This is a genomic window from Paracoccus onubensis (assembly GCF_003591515.1).
GTDB lineage: Bacteria > Pseudomonadota > Alphaproteobacteria > Rhodobacterales > Rhodobacteraceae > Paracoccus > Paracoccus onubensis.
Genome location: NZ_QZCG01000014.1, coordinates 1 through 18,145 on the forward strand (window position 1 = coordinate 1; position 18,145 = coordinate 18,145).

Below are 18,145 nucleotides of genomic sequence, written 5' to 3' on the forward strand. Positions count from 1 at the left end.
TTTCTCAAGCGCAGGCAGCACCTCGGGAACGATCAGCAGCGGAGCGTTATGCGGCACATCATCGGGAATGCGGCTGACCATGGCGGCCGCGGCACCCTTTTCCAGCGCCTGCGCCACGAAATCATGACCGTCCCGGATATCGGTCAGCGCCACGAACAGATCGCCGGGCCGGATCGTCCGGGTGTCTATCGAGACACCGGTCGCCGCCCAGTCGCCCTGCGCCCTTCCCCCGGTCGCGGCAGAGGCATCGGCTGCAGTCCAGAGGCTCATATCCGGCCATCCAGTGCCGCGACGGCGACCGAGGCCTGCTCGGCATCGTCGAACGGGTAGACATCCTGACCGACAATCTGCCCCGTTTCATGTCCCTTGCCCGCGATCAGCAGCGCATCGCCGGGCTGCAACGCATCGACGCCACGCAGGATTGCCTCGGCCCGGTCGCCGACCTCGGTGGCTTCGGGACCGGCGGCCGCCATGATCGCGGCGCGGATTGCGGCCGGGTCCTCGCTGCGGGGATTGTCGTCGGTGACGATCACGACATCCGCATATTGGCGCGCAGCCTCACCCATCAGCGGGCGCTTGCCCCGGTCACGGTCGCCACCCGCACCGAAGACCACGATGATCCGGCCCATCACATGCGGGCGCAGCGATTGCAGCGCCGCGATCAGGGCGCCGGGTTTATGCGCGTAATCGACAAAGACCGCCGCGCCGTTTTCCCGCAATGCGGCAAGCTGCATCCGTCCCCGAACGGTCCGCAAATCCGGCATCGCTGCGATGATCTCTTCGGCGCTGTCGCCCGAGGCAAGGGCAAGGCCCATGGCAGCCAGAACATTCTCGGCCTGAAAGCCGCCGATCAATGGCAAGCGCACCATATGGGCTTGTCCCATTACCGAAAACCGCAAATCCTGCCCGGTCGCATCGTAACGCTGGCCAAGGATGCGCAGCAATGCCTCTTCGTTTTGTCCGATGGTGGTCAGGGCCAGTCCGCGATCCCTGGCGATATCGACCATGCGCCGGCCATGTTCCGAATCGATATTGATCACAGCGGATTCGCCATCTTCGAGAAGATGGTTGAAAAGCAGGGCCTTGGCAGCGAAATATTCCTCGAAACCGGCATGATAGTCCAGATGGTCCTGCGTGAAATTCGTGAACGCTCCGGCTTCGACGCGCACGCCGTCCAACCGTCGCTGATCCAGGCCATGGCTGGATGCCTCCATGGCCGCATGGGTCACGCCGGCAAGCGCCGCCTCGGACAGGACACGATGCAGGGTGATGGGTTCGGGCGTGGTATGGGCCAGCCGGGCGTGATAATCGCCTTCGACCCCCATGGTTCCAAGGCTGATCGCTTTGTGACCCAATGCCTGCCAGATCTGGCGGGTAAATGTCGCGACGCTGGTCTTGCCCGATGTGCCGGTAACGGCCACGACATGTTCGGGCTGTGTCTCGAACCAAAGCGCGGCGGCGCCGGCCAGCGCGGCGCGGGGATCCTCGGCCACGATCACCGCACCATCCCAGCGCCGGAACGCATCGGCGGCCATCTCGGCGCCCTTGCGATCGGTCAGGACGGCGCTGGCCTCCATGCGCAGCGCATAGGGGATGAATTCCGCGCCATGCATGGCCGAACCCGGCAAGGCGGCAAAGAGATGCCCCGGCTTGACCGTCCGGCTATCCACCGAAAGCCCCGAGATAACGGGATCGCGCCCGTCTCTGCCCCGCAATCCCAGTTGCGACAGTTTCTTCGAGACCTGACCCACCGCTTCACCCGTCATTCGTTCGATACGACCTTTACCGCATCCTCGGAACCAGGTTCAACACGTGTGGCGATCCGGGGTGTGATCTGTGGCAGCTTTTCGTCGGTGACAGCTTCCAGGCCCAATAGCGGCGCAAGCCGGCGAACCAGTTCCGCAGCGATCGGAACGGCGGTCATGCCCGCGGTACGGCTTTCGCCCCCGCCGCCCACCGAGACCGAGGGCTCATCCAGCGAGACGACCAGTGAATATTTCGGCTTACTCGCCGGAAAGACCGAGGCGAATGTGGCCACCACCTTGTTATCGTAATAGCCGCCGCTCGGACGCGGCTTGTCGGCGGTGCCGGTCTTGCCTGCGATTTCATAACCCTCGACCTCGGCCCGGCTTGCGGTACCCCTTGTCACCACCTGCCGCAGCATGCTGACGGCCATGTCCGCCGCACGCGTGGACATGACCTGTTCGCCTGTCGGACGCTTGCGGCCATGCACGAGCGTGGGCGCGACCCGTTTGCCGCCATTGGCAATCGTGGCATAGGCCGAGGCCAGATGCAGCGGGCTTGCCGCGAGCCCATGCCCAAAGGCAACCGTCGCCGAGGTCACAGCGGGCCAGCGCGGAGGCACCAGCGGCTTGCCGGTCGGCGCTTCAACCATTTCGATAGGTGTCGCCTGGAAAAAACCCAGATCCTTGAGGAATTCCTTCTGACGATCAACGCCGATCATCTGGGCGATCCGAACCGTGCCGACATTCGATGACTTCACGATCACATCCGTCGCGCTCAGTTGCGGACCGTAATTGTGGAAATCATGGATAAGATACTTGCCGATCTTCATCGGGCTTTTCGAATTGATGCCGCTGTTGGGGTTGATCAGCTGCAAATCAAGCGCCTGCGCCACCGGGAATATCTTGAAGGTCGAGCCAAGCTCGTACTGGCCCTGAACCGCGCGGTTGAACAGCGGACTGTCAGACGGATCGCCCTTCAGCAACGGGCGAGGCCGGTCGTTGGGATCGAAATCCGGCAGGCTCGCCATCGCGACGACCTCTCCGGTATCCACCTCCATCAATACGGCGGTCGCGCCCTTCGCGTTCATCAGCTTCATACCGGAATCAAGAACGCGCTCCATTGCGGACTGCACTGTCAGATCGATGGAAAGCGCAAGCGGCGCGCCGTTATTGGCCGGATCGCGCAGCCATCCGTCAAAGGCCTTTTCGACGCCCGCGATGCCGATCACCTCGGCGTTGCTGACGCCTTCCGCCCCGAAGCCCGAACCGCCAAGGATATGGCTCGCGATCCGGCCATTCGGATAAATCCGCATTTCGCGCGGACCGAACAGCAGCCCGGGTTCGCCGATATCGTGAACCGCCTGCATCTGCTCGGGGCTGATCTTGCGCTTGATCCACATGAATTTGCGGTCGCTGGTGAAATCCTTTTTCAGATCGGCAAGTTCGAGATCCGGAAAGATTTTCGCCAACCCTTCAGCCGCGGCAACCGGATCGACCATTTGATAGGGATGCGCATAAAGCGAATAGGTCAGCATGTTCATCGCCAGCACGCGACCATTCCGGTCGGTGATATCGGAGCGCTGCGAAATGATCTGTGCGCTCATCACTTGCGAAAGCGGCTCGCTGGGTTCGCTCGACGCAAGAACGCCCATGCGCAGGCCGACAGTCGTGAAAGCGAGCACGAAACAGGCGGCCATCAGGAACAGCCGCCCTTCGGCACGGCGCCTCGCCTTGTCCTGAATCTCTTCATGGCGCCGGCGACGGTTTTCCGCCTCTATCTCATCGGGATTCTCGCCACGTTCACGGGCACGGAGAATACGGGCCAAAGGGCGCAGAGGCGTGCGGATCATGGCTGGTCCTCATTGGTCGCGGCGTCCTCGGCAGGCTCCGCGGGCGGTTTGGGATAATCGACATTGTCGAGATCGACGAACTGACCGGATTCGATCGGTACCAGTTGCAGCCGCTCGAAATTCAGATCCACCAGTTCGCGCAGGCGTGACGGACGGTTGAGATAGGCCCATTCAGCCCGCAGGATGCCAAGCTCCTCGCGCAGGCCGGCAATGTCCCGCTGAATATCGCTCATTTCGCTCATTGCGGCCTGGGTGCGGTAATTTTCCCGATAGGCCCAGAACGCCAGCCCCATCACGATCAGGATGCATGCCAGATAAACAATCGACTTCATCTTGCGCCCTTTCTGCCGGGAAGGCGTGGCATTGCCAGCATGCCTTCATCCAGCTCCGCTGCAGGCGCGTCGGTGCGGATTGCCACGCGCAAAAGTGCCGAACGCGCGCGGGCATTCGCCTCGCTTTCATCCGCGTCAGGGCCTACCGCGCGGCGGAAAGGCAAGGTGAACGCGGCGGGCGCGGTTTCGGTCGCCGGGGCGTATCGGCTGCCGCCACCGGCGCTGTTCGAGCGTGCCTGCATGAACCGCTTGACGATCCGGTCCTCAAGCGAATGAAAGCTGACCACGGCAAGCTTTCCGCCCACCTGCAAGGCTCGCTCGGCAGCGGAAAGACCGTTCACGAGCTGACGGAACTCGTCATTGACCCAGATGCGGATGGCCTGGAAACTGCGGGTCGCCGGATGGCTTTGCCCGGGTTTGGGACGGGGCAGACAAGGGGCCACGATTTCGGCAAGCTGAATCGTACGGGTCAGGGGGCGCGCCGCGACAATGGCCCGCGCGATCCGACGGGACGCGCGTTCTTCGCCATAATGATACAGCACATCGGCGATCACTGATTCCTCAGCTTCGTTCAACAGATCGGCTGCCGAGGGTCCCTCTTGCCCCATCCGCATGTCCAGAGGACCGTCGCGCAAAAAGGAAAAACCGCGCCCGGCCTGATCAAGCTGCATGGAACTGACCCCAAGATCCAGCACCACGCCGTCAAGCGGCTCACCTGCCAGCCGGTCCAGATCGGCAAATTCGCCCTCGACCAATTTCAGCCGATCGCCATATTGCCCGGCCCAGTCCCGCGCCATTTCGAAAACTGCCGGATCCCGGTCGATCCCGATCACCTGCCCGGCCCCGGCATCAAGAAGCCCCCGCGCATAACCGCCCGCGCCAAAGGTGCCGTCAACCCAGACCCCGGAAACAGGAGAAACCGCTTCGAGAAGCGGTTTCAGCAAAACGGGAATATGCGGTGCATCCATCGCCTATCCCTCGCCCTCATCCACTTCGCTAAGGAATTGTCGCGGGTCGAAGCCCGGACCCTTCGAGACAGTGAACTCTTCGAGTTCCTCGATGTCTTTCGGAGGTGACTCCGGATGATAGACCTTGACGTAATCCCCATGCGAGGCGAACACGGCCTCGATCCCGTCGGTCAGCCCCAGCTTTTCCCGCAGGCGCAACGGCAAAACCAGACGCCCGTCGCGGTCGATCTCGAGATCTGTGGATTGACCATTCATCAGCTGTTCCAGCCAGCGGCGCTCTTTGCTGCCGCGCGTCAGCCGGTCGATCTGCTCGTCGATCTCGTCGGCGGCCTCGATCGTATAAAGCTCCAGCCAGTTCCACTGATCCGGGCCGTAAACCGCGACGATCTGGGTGCGGCCGGTATTCGAGGAAGAGAAAGAGGGATCACCGGCATCGAAAACACGCCGCATCTTGGCCGGGATCGACATCCGACCCTTGCCATCCAGCTTGACGCTTTCGGTGCCTCTGAACTTGCGCGCCACCTGTCGACCGCCCTCACTGTCCTGCTCTTTCGCCCGCCCGAAAGAGAAAGGCGGACCGGGCCGCTGCCACTGCCCGATCCGCCACCCTCGTTCCCAATTGCTGGGCCCCTTTCGGGGTGGCCATCCTGTCACGCGTCACCTTGGGGGATGGTGCTGCTCACACGCATGGACGGCTCGATTTAGAAAACGGGTGCCTGTATGAAGCCTGCTTCGCCTTCGTGGGATCTTGCTGTCCCTTTCACTGCCCGTTTCCGTGATTAAGTTGTGACATGGGATTTCATGGGAAGCAACGGAATTTTACCCTCAGACAGCGTTTTTTATTTGAACTATCGCGTTTACATTCCAGAAAATATGGAAGAAATTACTCCGATACATCAACAATTCGTATCTTGAGTAAAATTAACTACCATATATAGAGAATATGAATGTGTGGCACAAAATCCCGTATCACCGGCCAGTCGCCAGTTAATCCATCCTGAACTCCTGCGATTCACGCCAAAATTCTCGTTCATCACAGCGAATCACAGAACCGGGAGCGCGATTCGCCCCTCCGATTCCATGAATTCCCATCATTCCCGGAATTTCCCAAATACGGTATCTGCGCAGCCAATCCCGCCCCGTCGCGCGGCTGAAAGCCCAACCATGGAACATGCGCCGCCCGGAAAACCGGGCCGCGATCAGCAGCAAATGCCCGAATCAGGCCATGCCGCCCTTTACAAGCCGGTCGGCAAGCTGGGCATAGGCCCGGGCCGTCGGCCCGTCATCCAAAGCCACCGGCCGCCCGGAATCTCCGCCCAGCCGAACATCCAGCTCAAGCGGCAACTGCCCGAGGAAGGGCAATCCAAGCTCCTTCGCCTCGGCCGCCACACCGCCGTGACCGAACAGATGCGCCTCGTGCCCGCAATTGGGGCAGACATAAGTCGACATGTTTTCAATGAGCCCCAGAACCGGCGCCTTCAGCTTGCGGAACATGTCGATAGCCCGGCGCGCATCCAGCAATGCGATATCCTGCGGGGTCGAGACGATCAGTGCCCCGGTGACCGCGGCTTTCTGGCAGAGACTGAGCTGCACATCGCCGGTCCCCGGCGGCAGGTCGATCAACAGCACGTCCAACTCGCCCCAATTGACCTGCTGAAGCAATTGCTGCATCGCCCCCATCAGCATGGGACCGCGCCAGACCACGGCTTCGCCCTCCTTGAGCATCAGTCCGATCGACATCACGGTGACGCCATGCGCATGCAACGGCTCGATCCTCTGGCCGTCGGGGCTGGCCGGGCGTCCGGTCACCCCCATCATCCGCGGTTGCGACGGGCCATATATATCGGCGTCAAGCAATCCGACCTTACGCCCCGCGCGGGCCAGCGCAACCGCCAGGTTAGAAGTCACAGTGGATTTGCCGACCCCGCCCTTGCCCGACCCTATCGCGATAATATTGCGCACACCGGGAATCGGTTGCGGTCCGGCCTGCGCCGTCGGATGCCCGCCAATCTTCAGCGACGGCGCGCCGCCACCCGCTGGCGCCGCCTGACGGGGAGCCGGGGCGGTCATGACGATATCCACGCGATCCACGGCAGGCAGGGCCATCAGCCGGCGCCTCGCCTCATCTTCCACGCCCGCCAGTTCGCGGGCCATCGCGGCATCCCGGACTTCCAGCACGAATCGGACATGCCCACCTTCGATGGTCAAAGCCCGGACAAGATCGGCCTGCCCCAGCGTTTCCCCGCCAGGCAAGCGGATTTCAGAGATTTCCCCAAGGACAACTTCGCGATCAACGGACATGTTATCGGCCTCGCAATTGAATTGCGTTGCAGCATGGTCCAAATGAAACCTCACGGCAACCGCCGGAACGGATAACTGTCAAACCCATGGCTCAGCAGTAATTTCGCGCATGCAGCATTAACGCTAACAATTTTATGACAGAGGTTTTTAATCACATTTTCATTACGTTATTTTCTACAAAAACGCCCAAGCCATGCGCCCGCTGCATAGCAGCATTGGCAAAAGAATGGATTGTGCAACTGCAGCATAAGGTCCATCTTTCAATCAACCGAAGCGCAGGGTCAATCCGGGCACTGACGCAGGACGTGACGAAGAAAGGAAGACATCATGGCTGTTATCGCTCAGACCCAACAAGCCGTCGAAACGACCGGCCTGCGTGGCCGACTGCTGAATGCGATCCAGCGGATGCAGGAAAACCGCGCACGCCGCGCAATCTATCACCAGACGCTGCGTGAACTCAACGCGCTGACCGCCCGCGATCTTGCGGATCTGGGTATCAGCCGTTCGATGATCACCCGTCTGGCCCACGAAGCGGCATATAGCGACGGCAAATAAGAATTCGCTTTCCCGGCCCTCTCCTCCTCCCAATGGGTCGGGATATGGCGGCGCCCTCCTCTCCTCCTCCCCGGAGGGCGTCGCCCAAAGAACGCTCCGCAGCCCTCTCCTCCTCCCATGGGCTTTCGGATGCAGGCGGCGGCTCCCACCTCCTCCCAGGAGCCGCCGCAAAAGATAGCCGCCCTGAATCGCGGCAAAAACATACGACGGGTCTTCTCCTCCCTCCCATCCGTCGTTTGCGGTGATGCCACTCCTCCTCCCGGCAGCCACCGCACCCCATAGCCGCCTTATCTGCGGCAAAAGAATGCGACGGGCGACTCCTCCTCCCTCCCAGCCTGTCGTTTGCGGTGCCGGCCCATCCTCCTCCCGGGCCTTCACCGCACCCCATACGCGGCCCCTCCTCCTCCCTGGGCCAGCGTTGAGCGGCGACGCCCCTCCTCCTCCCTGGGCGTCGCCGCACCCTTCTTTCCCCTCTTTTCGGAACCGGCAGACAAGGCTATGTCCGTGTCATGCTTAGTTATCAGCACGCATATCACGCCGGAAACGCAGCCGATCTGCACAAGCATGCCCTGCTTGCGACGGTCATGGATTACCTGACCCGCAAAGACAAACCGCTGACCTATATCGAGACGCATGCCGGGCGCGGACTGTATCATCTTGACAGTCCCGAAGCGGCCAGGACCGGCGAAGCGCAGGCCGGCATTCTCCGCGCCGAGGCGGAAGGCTGGCTTGCGTCGACCCACCCCCTGCTGGCCGCACTGGCGGAAACGCGGGCGCGACACGGCGCATCGGCCTATCCCGGCTCTCCGCTGATCGCCGGTCATTTTCTGCGCCCGGGTGATCGCGCCTTCCTTGCCGAACTGCATCCGGCGGAACATGCCGCCCTGACCCGGATCGCCGGCTTCGCAACGATCCGGCACGAGGACGGGTTGCAAATGGCACAGGCGATCTGTCCGCCAAGCCCCCGCCGGGGACTGTTGCTGATCGACCCCAGCTTCGAGATCAAGACGGATTATGCGGAGCTACCCCGCCAGATTGCCCATCTGACCCGCAAGTGGAATGTGGGCATCATCGCGCTCTGGTACCCGATCCTGACAGATCTGCGCCATCTTCCGATGACCGAAACCCTGCGCTCGGCACATCCGGGAGCACTGATCTCGGAAATCCGCTTTCCGCCCGCCCGCCCCGGCCATTCCATGATCGGGTCAGGCATGTTCGTCAGCAACCCGCCATGGGGCCTGACCGATGAGGCAGCACGGATTGAAAAAATATTCCAGACGCAGGCATGAGTCTGCGGGGGATTCCCCTGCCCGCCCGTCTGTGGCATGATCCCAGCAAAACAAACGAGCAGTTCAACATGTCCCAGCGTCTGTCGATCAGCAGCAGTATCTTTTTCGTACTGATTTTCATGCTTGGTCTTTATTTCGCCTTTGCCGCGGTGCAGGGCCCCTCCGGCATTCTTCGCCGCGTCCAGGTCGAGTCGGAGGCCGAAGAATTGATGATCGAACGCCAGCGCCTGCAAAAAGAGGTCAGCGAGATGCAGAACCTGACGCATCGGCTTTCGGACGAGTATCTGGATCTCGACCTGCTGGACGAACGTGCGCGCGAAGTTCTGGGCCTGATACGCCCTGACGAGATCATCATTCAATAGGTCCTCGGCCTTGTGGGATTCCCGCATTGCACCGACTTTCGGGATGCGATACGGATAGTTTAACGCTGAACTATTTCGAACCAGCCCCGCAGGAGGAATGCCCGCATGGTCAGAAAACCCGCTGCCAGCAAACCGGCGCCGTCCAATACATCCAAGGACGAACTGCTGAAATACTACCGTGACATGCTGTTGATCCGCCGATTCGAGGAAAAGGCAGGCCAGCTTTACGGCATGGGTCAGATTGGCGGCTTTTGTCACCTTTATATCGGACAGGAAGCTGTCGTTACCGGCCTTGAGGCATGCGCGAAAGAGGGTGACAAGCGCATCACCAGCTATCGCGATCATGGGCATATGCTTGCCTGCGGCATGGATCCGCGCGGCGTCATGGCCGAATTGACCGGCCGTGAGGGCGGTTATTCCAAAGGCAAGGGCGGCTCGATGCATATGTTCAGCCGCGAAAAGCATTTCTATGGCGGTCACGGCATTGTCGCCGCTCAGGTGCCGCTTGGGGCCGGATTGGCATTCGCCGACAAATATCTGGGCAATGACAATGTCACCTTCACCTATTTCGGTGACGGCGCGGCAAACCAGGGTCAGGTCTACGAGACCTATAACATGGCCGAGCTGTGGGAGCTGCCGGTCATCTTCGTGATCGAGAACAACCAATATGCCATGGGAACTTCGGTCAAGCGCTCGACCAAATCGAACAGCCTGTTCGGTCGCGGCGAAGCTTTCGGCATCCCGGGCGAACAGGTGGACGGCATGGATGTTCTGGCCGTCAAGGCCGCGGGCGAGAAAGCCGTGGCCCACTGCCGCGCGGGCAAGGGTCCCTATATCCTGGAAATCATGACCTACCGCTATCGCGGACACTCCATGTCCGATCCGGCGAAATACCGGACCCGTGAAGAAGTGCAGAAGATGCGTGACGAGCGCGACGCCATCGAACATGTCCGGGAATTGCTGTTGCAGGGCAAACACGCGACCGAGGACGAGTTGAAATCCGTCGATAAGGAAATCAAGGAAATCGTGAACGACGCGGCCGAGTTCGCGAAGGACAGCCCCGAGCCTGCTCTGGATGAATTGTGGACCGATATTTACGCCGAAGACCTGCCGCAGGGTTCGGCCCAAGAGCACGCGTAAGGGAGCGATCGAATATGGCAACTGAAATCTTGATGCCCGCCCTGTCGCCGACCATGGAAGAAGGCACGCTGGCGAAATGGCTGAAAAAGGAAGGCGATGAGGTCAAGGCAGGCGATATCATCGCCGAGATCGAGACCGACAAGGCAACGATGGAATTCGAAGCCGTGGATGAGGGCATTCTTGGCAAAATCCTCGTGACAGAAGGAACAGAGGGCGTGAAGGTCAACGCCCCCATCGCCGTGCTGATCGAGGAAGGCGAAAGCGCCGACGATATTCAGGCCAGTGCCTCCGCCGGTTCGGATGACGCTGATTCGGACGGGGATGACAAAGGCGGTCATCCCAACGATACCGGCCAGACGACCACCCGCGCGGAATCCGCCCCCGCCGCCTCGAAATCCGAGCCTGCAGCGGCAACGGCCGACCGCAGCCCGGATTGGCCGGAAGACACCAAGATGAAAACCATGACCGTGCGCGAAGCCTTGCGCGAGGCCATGGAAGAAGAGATGGACCGCGACGAGACGGTTTTCCTCATGGGTGAGGAAGTGGGCGAGTATCAGGGTGCCTACAAGATTTCGCAGGGCCTGCTGGACAAATTCGGTCCGCGCCGCGTGGTCGACACGCCGATCTCAGAGATGGGCTTTACCGGTATCGGCACCGGGGCAGCCCTGGCCGGCCTGCGCCCGATCGTCGAGTTCATGACCTTCAACTTCGCCATGCAGGCGCTTGACCAGATCATCAACTCTGCCGCCAAGACATTGTATATGTCGGGCGGACAAATGGGTTGCCCCATTGTGTTCCGCGGACCGAACGGCGCGGCTGCCCGCGTGGCGGCACAACACAGTCAGGATTACACCGCCTGGTATGCCGCAATCCCCGGCCTGAAAGTGGTGATGCCATTTACTGCAGCCGATGCGAAAGGTTTGCTGAAATCCGCGATCCGCGATCCCAACCCGGTGATCTTCCTCGAGAATGAAATCCTCTATGGCCGCAGTTTCGAAGTTCCGGACATGGATGATTTCACCATCCCCTTCGGAAAGGCCCGCGTGGCCCGGTCGGGCAGCGATGTCACCATCGTCAGCTTCGGCATCGGCATGACTCATGCGCTGGACGCCGCGGAGAAACTGGCCGAGGAAGGGATCGAGGCAGAAGTGATCGATCTGCGCACCCTGCGCCCCATCGATTATGCAACCGTGATCGAGTCGGTCCAGAAAACCAACCGCTGCGTCACGGTCGAGGAAGGCTTCCCGGTGGGTTCCATCGGCAATCACCTGTCCGCCCATATCATGGAGAACGCCTTCGACTGGCTGGACGCTCCGGTGATCAACTGTACCGGCAAGGATGTGCCCATGCCCTATGCCGCCAATCTCGAGAAGCACGCCCTTATCACCGTGCCCGAGATCGTCGAAGCGGTGAAGAAGGTCACCTACAAGTAAGGAGTAAGCGACATGCCAACGGAAATCCTGATGCCCGCGCTTTCTCCGACGATGGAGGAAGGCACGCTGGCGAAATGGCTGGTGAAAGAGGGCGATGAGGTCAAATCCGGCGATATCATCGCCGAGATCGAGACCGACAAGGCCACGATGGAATTCGAGGCCGTCGATGAAGGCAAAATCGGCAAGATCCTGATCGAGGAAGGAACGGCCGGCGTCAAGGTCAACACCGCGATTGCCGTGCTGCTGGAAGATGGCGAGAGCGCCGATGACATCGGCAAGACAAGCGCCGCCCCGGCCAAATCGGACAGCTCCACCGAAACGCCCAAGGCCGAAGCGCCTGAAGCGGCTGCCCCTAAAGCCGATGCATCGGCCCCTGCGGCTTCTGCCTCTCCGGCTCCTGCGGCGCCGAAATCCGATAGCGGCGACCGGCTCTTCGCATCTCCGCTTGCACGCCGTATCGCCGCCGAAAAAGGTCTGGACCTTACAGCGGTCAAGGGCAGCGGTCCGCGCGGCCGGATCGTCAAGGCAGATGTCGAGAACGCCAAACCGGGCGCGGCACCGGCCAAATCCGAAGCTGCGGCAACCCCTGCGGCTGCGGCAGCACCAGCCGGACCATCTGCGGACGCGATCGCCAAAATCTATGCCGACCGCGAAACGGAAGAAGTCGCGCTTGACGGCATGCGCCGCACCATTGCCCAGCGTCTGGGCGAAGCCAAGCAGACCATCCCGCATTTCTACCTGCGCCGCTCGGCCAAGCTGGATGCATTGATGAAATTCCGCGGCGACCTGAACAAGCAGCTTGAAGCGCGGGGCGTCAAGCTGTCGGTCAACGATTTCATCATCAAGGCCTGTGCGCTTGCCCTGCAAGAGGTTCCCGACGCCAACGCCGTCTGGGCGGGCGACCGGATCATCAAGCTGAAGCCTTCGGATGTCGCGGTGGCAGTAGCGATCGAAGGCGGGCTGTTTACCCCGGTTCTGAAGGACGCGCATCAGAAAACCCTGTCCGCGCTTTCTACCGAGATGAAGGATCTCGCCACCCGCGCCAAGAACAAGAAACTGGCGCCACATGAATATCAGGGCGGCAGCTTTGCGATCTCGAATCTGGGCATGTTCGGCATCGAGAATTTCGACGCCGTCATCAATCCTCCACATGGCGCAATCCTTGCCGTGGGTGCAGGCATCCAGACCCCGGTGGTCGAGGATGGCGAAATTGTGGTGCGCAATGTCATGTCGATGACGCTTTCGGTCGATCACCGGGTCATTGACGGCGCGCTGGGGGCACAGTTTCTTGCGAAAATCGTCAACCATCTGGAAAATCCGATGGGAATGCTGGCCTGAACCGGCGACAGAATATCGAATAAGAAGGGGCCATTACGGCCCCTTTTTCATATCCATAGATGTCGTATATTCCGATGTATTGATTTCCGTGCCCAGCAGTTCCGATCCATCGCCGCACAGCAGATATGGCAATGCAGGCCCAAGCTGATATGGTCCACTCGCAACGATAACAGGAGGAACCCGGATGACCCACTGCATCCTGCTGGGCGCGCCCGTAGACGAAGGACAGCGCCGCCCGGGCTGCCTGATGGGCCCCGCAGCCTATCGCGTGGCGGGCCTTGTGAAAACGCTTGAGGCTCTTGGTCACAGTGTCGAGGATCGGGGTGATGTTGTTCCTGCGGCCCCGGGACAGGAGATCTGCGACAATCCCGCAGTTCATCACCTGCCTGAAATCATCGGCTGGACGAAAGCCTTGCGCGACGCCACATCCGCCGCATTGGCGGACGGGATGCCAATCATCCTGGGGGGCGACCATTCACTTGCGCTTGGCAGCGTCGCCGGTGTCGCCAGCCATGCGGCCCGGCTGGGGCGCCCGCAATTCGTGATCTGGCTGGACGCGCATAGCGATTTCCACAGTATCCAGACCACGACATCCGGCAACCTGCACGGCACGCCGATGGCCTATGCCATTGGCCGCCCGGGTTTTGCGCCCTTCCCGGATTTTCCCGCGCCGATCCCCGGCGAGAATATCTGCATGTTCGGGATTCGAAGCGTGGATCCGGCAGAGCTTGCGGCCATGCAAAACAGCGATGTCACGGTCAATGATATGCGCGTCCTTGACGAACAGGGCATTGCCGCCCCTTTGCGCAGTTTCCTTGACCGGGTTCAGGCGGCGAATGGCCTGCTGCATGTCTCTCTGGATGTCGATTTCCTTGACCCGTCGATCGCGCCCGCCGTCGGGACAACCGTTCCCGGAGGCACCACTTTCCGCGAAGCGCATCTGGTGATGGAATTACTGCACGAATCCGGGTTGGTGTCGTCGCTGGATCTTGTGGAGCTCAATCCGTTTCTTGACGAGCGCGGCCGGACTGCCAAGCTGATGGTCGATCTTGTCGGTTCGCTTATGGGCAGGAAGGTATTCGACCGTCCGACCCGCAGCTATTAGGGCAAAGTCATCCGGCAGACATATTGCAGGTTTCTGTGTAAAACCGTTGTGCAAGTTCCGCTTGATTAATCCGCAGCGCTTGGCTAGCCACTTTCTGAAACGGCCCTGAGTGGTGAATAAGGCGGGCGTGGTGGAACGGTAGACACAAGCGACTTAAAATCGCTAGGGCTTGGCCCGTGCGGGTTCGACTCCCGCCGCCCGCACCATTTAAGGCGCCGCCCAAAGCACCATATTGAAGAGATAGAGAACGCCCAGATTCGGATATCTCATGCCCCGCGCCGCCACTGAAAACCGTAACGATGATATTTTGCGCCGCACCGAGGTGGACCGCTTTGTAAAGGCCCGATACGGCATTTGCGGCACCTTTGCGCTGCACCGGGCCGCTTTCGGGCTGGATTTGCTGCGCGCGCCCGTGAATGTGGCGTTGGCGCCGATCTTTCTGCTGATCAAACTGGCAGCTATTCTGTTTTCCGCGGTTGGTGCAAAGCGCGTCGGAGCATGGCTGGCGCGCCGGCACATTTTCCTGAAATCCGATATGGCGCGCCGGATCGAAGCCGATTTGCACGCCTTTGTCACACGATTATCCGCCCAGGGAATTGTGCCGGATACTCCGCCGGAAATCATCGAAGCCCGGATCGCCCGCCATGTTGAGACAAGAAACGCCGTGTCAGAGATCACGACATCGCTTCTGGTGCTGATTGCCGGGCTGCTGCTGTTCCATCAGGCGACGCCAGGAATTATCTCGCTTGCAGGTCCCATGGCGGAAATGCGGGCCTATTCGGGCGCGGTAAATGAATTCCTGCTTGGAAAGGGGCTTGGCCGGATGTGGTATTCGGTCTTCCCCGTCGCGATGACCCCGGCGCAAGTCATCCTGACCGGGGTCGTTCTTGCCATGATCGGTTCTGTCGTGACCACATTTGCCGGTCTCATTGCAGATCCGGTGCAAGTTCTGACCGGTACGCATCGCCGCCGCCTGCTACAGCTTCTGAAGCGACTCGATCAGGAAAACGCCGCCTCCAGCCTTGAACGAGAGCATCTGCTGGCACGGTTCGGAGACCTGTTTGACGTCTTGCTGGGCCTCTGGCGCTCATTGCGAAGCTGAAACGGCGCTTATCCCCCCATCAGAAGATGAAATCATCGGCATCATAAGCCCGGCCGAACCCCACAGCGCCAAAATTGACCCCGGCAAGCAGGATCGAGCCGGTGCCGTATACGATCATGGCGTCACCATTCACATTCCGAAGATGATCATTCACCAGATCGGCAAAACTATTGATCGCGATGATCTGGGTCAGGTTGATATCCTCGGCGTCAGTGCTGCTGAAATCCCTGATGACGTCATGACCATCGCCGGTCGAGAAGAGGAACATATCAGCCCCACCACCTCCGGTGAAGGTATCGCGGCCTCCTCCGCCTGTCAGAGTATCGGCCCCGGCGCCGCCGAAAAGTTGATCATTGCCGTCGCCGCCGAATATCGCGTCATTGCCAGAGTCGCCGAAAAGCCGATCACCCCCGGTATCACCGAAAAGATGGTCATTCCCGGCACCGCCGAAAAGCTGATCCTTCCCGGCGCCGCCGAAAATATCGTCCTTGCCGGTGCCGCCATATGCTTTGTCATTTCCGGCGCCGGTAAAAAGCTTGTCCCTGCCGTCGCCACCGAAAAGCACATCATTGCCGATTTCGCCATACAACCTGTCGTCGCCGATCCCTGCGTGAAGCGTATCCGCCCGGCCGCCGCCATACAGCACATCATTGCCGGCATGCCCCAGCAGCGAATCGTTTCCGCCAAGCCCGTGCAACGTATCATTCCCGCTTTCGCCAAGCAGCGTGTCGTAGCCGTCTCCACCATTCAACAGATCATGACCGCCACCGCCCTTCAGCCGGTCATGCGCCGCGCCGCCAAACAGCCGGTCATTTCCGCTCCCGCCGAACAATCTGTCAAAGCCACCGCCACCGAAAAGCTGATCATTCCCGGCGTCGCCATAGGCATGATCGTCGCCCTCGCCGGCGTAAAGCGTATCGTTCCCGTCTCCGCCCCAAAGCTGATCGCGTCCCGCGCCGGCATAGAGGCGATCGTCTCCTATCTGGCCGCCAAGAATGTCGTTTCCCGTCTCGCCAAGCAATCGATCATTGCCTCTTCCGCCGAACAGCTGGTCCGCACCATATCCGCCCCGCACGGTATCGTTGCCCGCGCCGGACCTGATTTCATTCGAAACACTATTCCCCTGAATGAAATCATTTCCCGAACCGGTGATCAGGTTCTCGATCAGGGTTCCCTGCGCGATGCCCAGATTACCGACCCTTCCATAGATATCCGAAACCTCTTCCTGCCGCAGCGAGATCCGATCATGAGTCGTGGAACGGGAAAGGTTCAACGTATCATCTCCGTCTCGATCAAAGATCGTCAGCTCCGTCGGGTAACCGCTGAGTAATGTGGGTTCCCTCTCCCCACCAAGCAGATAATCCGTAAAATTCGCCATATAACCCGAGAGGTTGGAATTTTCTCCCCAGATGGTATTTCCCGCCGTCAGACTGGAGCGGTCGGCCACACCGTAAAGACTCTGGATGGCAACGATATCGGCCACCCTCGGAGTCATTACGGTCGTAAAATTCTCTTCAAAGCCTTCGGATATCCCATGACCCTCTGCCGGGATCTGAGACATGACGGATTCATCCCAGCTATCATTCGCGAATTCTCCAGGCACACTATACCCGAGACCAAGTGCCCGTCCTAATTCACGCAAGTAGGTTTGGAAAATATAGCTACCCGGCACTATAAATTTGTCCAGCAAAGGGGATTCGGGGTTTCCGGTACCGACATTGACGACGGATTGGGTAATCCTGTTGCCGGTCACTTCGCTGGTTGCGAGAAAATGGCCGTAAAAATTTCCGGGAGTATCATCAAAAAGCCCCGTGCCGAACACGATCTGTGCTGCGGGATTACTCACGATCTGGAAATCGATGTCGGCAACCATCTCCCAGGCTTCCATCGCCGAGATTGCAACTTGCCGTTCCGTGGCATTCAACCCGCTGATATCTGCAGTGATCCGATTGCTGCCCGAAGTGTCAAAGGCGCGCCAATCCTTGCCATCCTCTGCCATCCACGCTCCATGCGTCAGGTGATTGGCAATTTCGTTCGGGGTGCCTGGAGCCAGTTTTTCCGACTGCAGCAGATAACGGCCTCCTCCGGTGGACCAAGAATATGCGTCTACATAATAAGTGCCGGTTGTGTCTGCATAAACAACGATTTGAGTCGGATCCTCAAAAAAAACGTAGTTTGAGATTTGATTTTCGTCGGAATCGTAAACCAAAAGATCAACGTAAACCGTAGCCCCCGCTGCGTTACCATCATAAGTTATTTTAAAGTTATAAGTCTCACCGGCGGTCAGTTCGATTGCCAGCCAATCTTCATCGCCGCGCGTCATATTGCCGCTAAATGAATCCCCGGCATTTATTCTGTAAGCAGTACTGGCATCGGACGCGGCATCAGCGCCTTCGATAATCTCGGCCGAGGTGGTCACACTCGCTTCATTCGGCACGACAGGCGTTTCGATCCGGTTCGAGGCAAGAGAGCCGCCGACATTTGACATATAGGACATACTGAACCTCTTTTTATGCAATCTTCCACGGTTTCAGGACGAAATCCGGCGTTACCTTACCGGGCGAATATAACGAGTATAACGGGAATTTAGCAGTCCTTTACATGGGCTGACAAGCTATGAGAAAA

16 protein-coding genes and 1 tRNA gene are annotated in these 18,145 nt (G+C 59.9%); 9 read left to right on the plus strand and 8 right to left on the minus strand.

Annotated features, from left to right (window positions below):
• The 7 genes from D3P04_RS18290 to D3P04_RS18325 all read right to left on the minus strand — a co-directional run.
• Window positions 1-270: Mur ligase domain-containing protein (locus tag D3P04_RS18290; RefSeq protein ID WP_232845080.1), on the minus strand; the 270-nt coding region annotated here is incomplete at its 3' end.
• Window positions 267-1,766: a UDP-N-acetylmuramoyl-L-alanyl-D-glutamate--2,6-diaminopimelate ligase gene (locus D3P04_RS18295; RefSeq protein WP_119751322.1), complete on the minus strand. Its 1,500-nt coding sequence runs from the start codon at window positions 1,764-1,766 to the stop codon at window positions 267-269. The genes D3P04_RS18290 and D3P04_RS18295, both read right to left, overlap by 4 nt.
• Window positions 1,763-3,595, minus strand: coding sequence for a peptidoglycan D,D-transpeptidase FtsI family protein (locus tag D3P04_RS18300; RefSeq protein WP_119751323.1), 1,833 nt, complete (start codon window positions 3,593-3,595; stop codon window positions 1,763-1,765). Before D3P04_RS18300 ends, D3P04_RS18295 begins: the two co-directional genes overlap by 4 nt.
• Window positions 3,592-3,927: a cell division protein FtsL gene (gene ftsL / locus D3P04_RS18305; RefSeq protein WP_119751324.1), complete on the minus strand. Its 336-nt coding sequence runs from the start codon at window positions 3,925-3,927 to the stop codon at window positions 3,592-3,594. Before ftsL ends, D3P04_RS18300 begins: the two co-directional genes overlap by 4 nt.
• Window positions 3,924-4,895, minus strand: coding sequence for a 16S rRNA (cytosine(1402)-N(4))-methyltransferase RsmH (rsmH, locus tag D3P04_RS18310; RefSeq protein WP_119751325.1), 972 nt, complete (start codon window positions 4,893-4,895; stop codon window positions 3,924-3,926). Before rsmH ends, ftsL begins: the two co-directional genes overlap by 4 nt.
• 3 nt (window positions 4,896-4,898) lie before the next feature.
• Window positions 4,899-5,417 carry a division/cell wall cluster transcriptional repressor MraZ gene (locus D3P04_RS18315; protein WP_119751326.1) on the minus strand — a complete coding sequence of 173 codons (519 nt, stop codon included), beginning with the start codon at window positions 5,415-5,417 and terminating at the stop codon, window positions 4,899-4,901.
• Between the two features lie 696 nt (window positions 5,418-6,113).
• Window positions 6,114-7,196, minus strand: coding sequence for an Mrp/NBP35 family ATP-binding protein (locus D3P04_RS18325; protein WP_119751446.1), 1,083 nt, complete (start codon window positions 7,194-7,196; stop codon window positions 6,114-6,116).
• 327 nt (window positions 7,197-7,523) lie between these two features.
• Between D3P04_RS18325 and D3P04_RS18330 the strand changes: the two genes are divergently transcribed.
• The 9 genes from D3P04_RS18330 to D3P04_RS18370 all read left to right on the plus strand — a co-directional run bounded on the left by D3P04_RS18330 (window position 7,524) and on the right by D3P04_RS18370 (window position 15,520).
• Window positions 7,524-7,751, plus strand: coding sequence for a DUF1127 domain-containing protein (locus D3P04_RS18330; RefSeq protein ID WP_232845081.1), 228 nt, complete (start codon window positions 7,524-7,526; stop codon window positions 7,749-7,751).
• Between the two features lie 509 nt (window positions 7,752-8,260).
• Window positions 8,261-9,040, plus strand: a complete 780-nt coding sequence (locus tag D3P04_RS18335) for a 23S rRNA (adenine(2030)-N(6))-methyltransferase RlmJ (protein ID WP_119751328.1) — start codon at window positions 8,261-8,263, stop codon at window positions 9,038-9,040.
• Between the two features lie 68 nt (window positions 9,041-9,108).
• Complete coding sequence (locus D3P04_RS18340) at window positions 9,109-9,402, plus strand: FtsB family cell division protein (protein ID WP_119751448.1); 294 nt, start codon at window positions 9,109-9,111, stop codon at window positions 9,400-9,402.
• 105 nt (window positions 9,403-9,507) lie between these two features.
• Complete coding sequence (pdhA, locus tag D3P04_RS18345) at window positions 9,508-10,542, plus strand: pyruvate dehydrogenase (acetyl-transferring) E1 component subunit alpha (RefSeq protein WP_119751329.1); 1,035 nt, start codon at window positions 9,508-9,510, stop codon at window positions 10,540-10,542.
• A 14-nt stretch (window positions 10,543-10,556) separates the two neighbouring features.
• Complete coding sequence (locus tag D3P04_RS18350) at window positions 10,557-11,975, plus strand: pyruvate dehydrogenase complex E1 component subunit beta (RefSeq protein WP_119751330.1); 1,419 nt, start codon at window positions 10,557-10,559, stop codon at window positions 11,973-11,975.
• A 12-nt stretch (window positions 11,976-11,987) separates the two neighbouring features.
• Window positions 11,988-13,313: a pyruvate dehydrogenase complex dihydrolipoamide acetyltransferase gene (locus tag D3P04_RS18355; RefSeq protein WP_119751331.1), complete on the plus strand. Its 1,326-nt coding sequence runs from the start codon at window positions 11,988-11,990 to the stop codon at window positions 13,311-13,313.
• 184 nt (window positions 13,314-13,497) lie between these two features.
• Window positions 13,498-14,418: an arginase gene (gene rocF / locus D3P04_RS18360; RefSeq protein WP_119751332.1), complete on the plus strand. Its 921-nt coding sequence runs from the start codon at window positions 13,498-13,500 to the stop codon at window positions 14,416-14,418.
• A 121-nt stretch (window positions 14,419-14,539) separates the two neighbouring features.
• Window positions 14,540-14,624: transfer RNA gene (locus tag D3P04_RS18365), tRNA-Leu, on the plus strand.
• Between the two features lie 62 nt (window positions 14,625-14,686).
• On the plus strand, window positions 14,687-15,520 hold the full coding sequence (locus D3P04_RS18370; RefSeq protein WP_119751333.1) for a DUF6635 family protein: 834 nt from the start codon (window positions 14,687-14,689) through the stop codon (window positions 15,518-15,520).
• A 19-nt stretch (window positions 15,521-15,539) separates the two neighbouring features.
• Here D3P04_RS18370 and D3P04_RS18375 read toward each other — a convergent pair whose 3' ends face one another.
• Window positions 15,540-18,017: a M10 family metallopeptidase C-terminal domain-containing protein gene (locus D3P04_RS18375; RefSeq protein WP_119751334.1), complete on the minus strand. Its 2,478-nt coding sequence runs from the start codon at window positions 18,015-18,017 to the stop codon at window positions 15,540-15,542.
• Window positions 18,018-18,145: the final 128 nt, after the last annotated feature.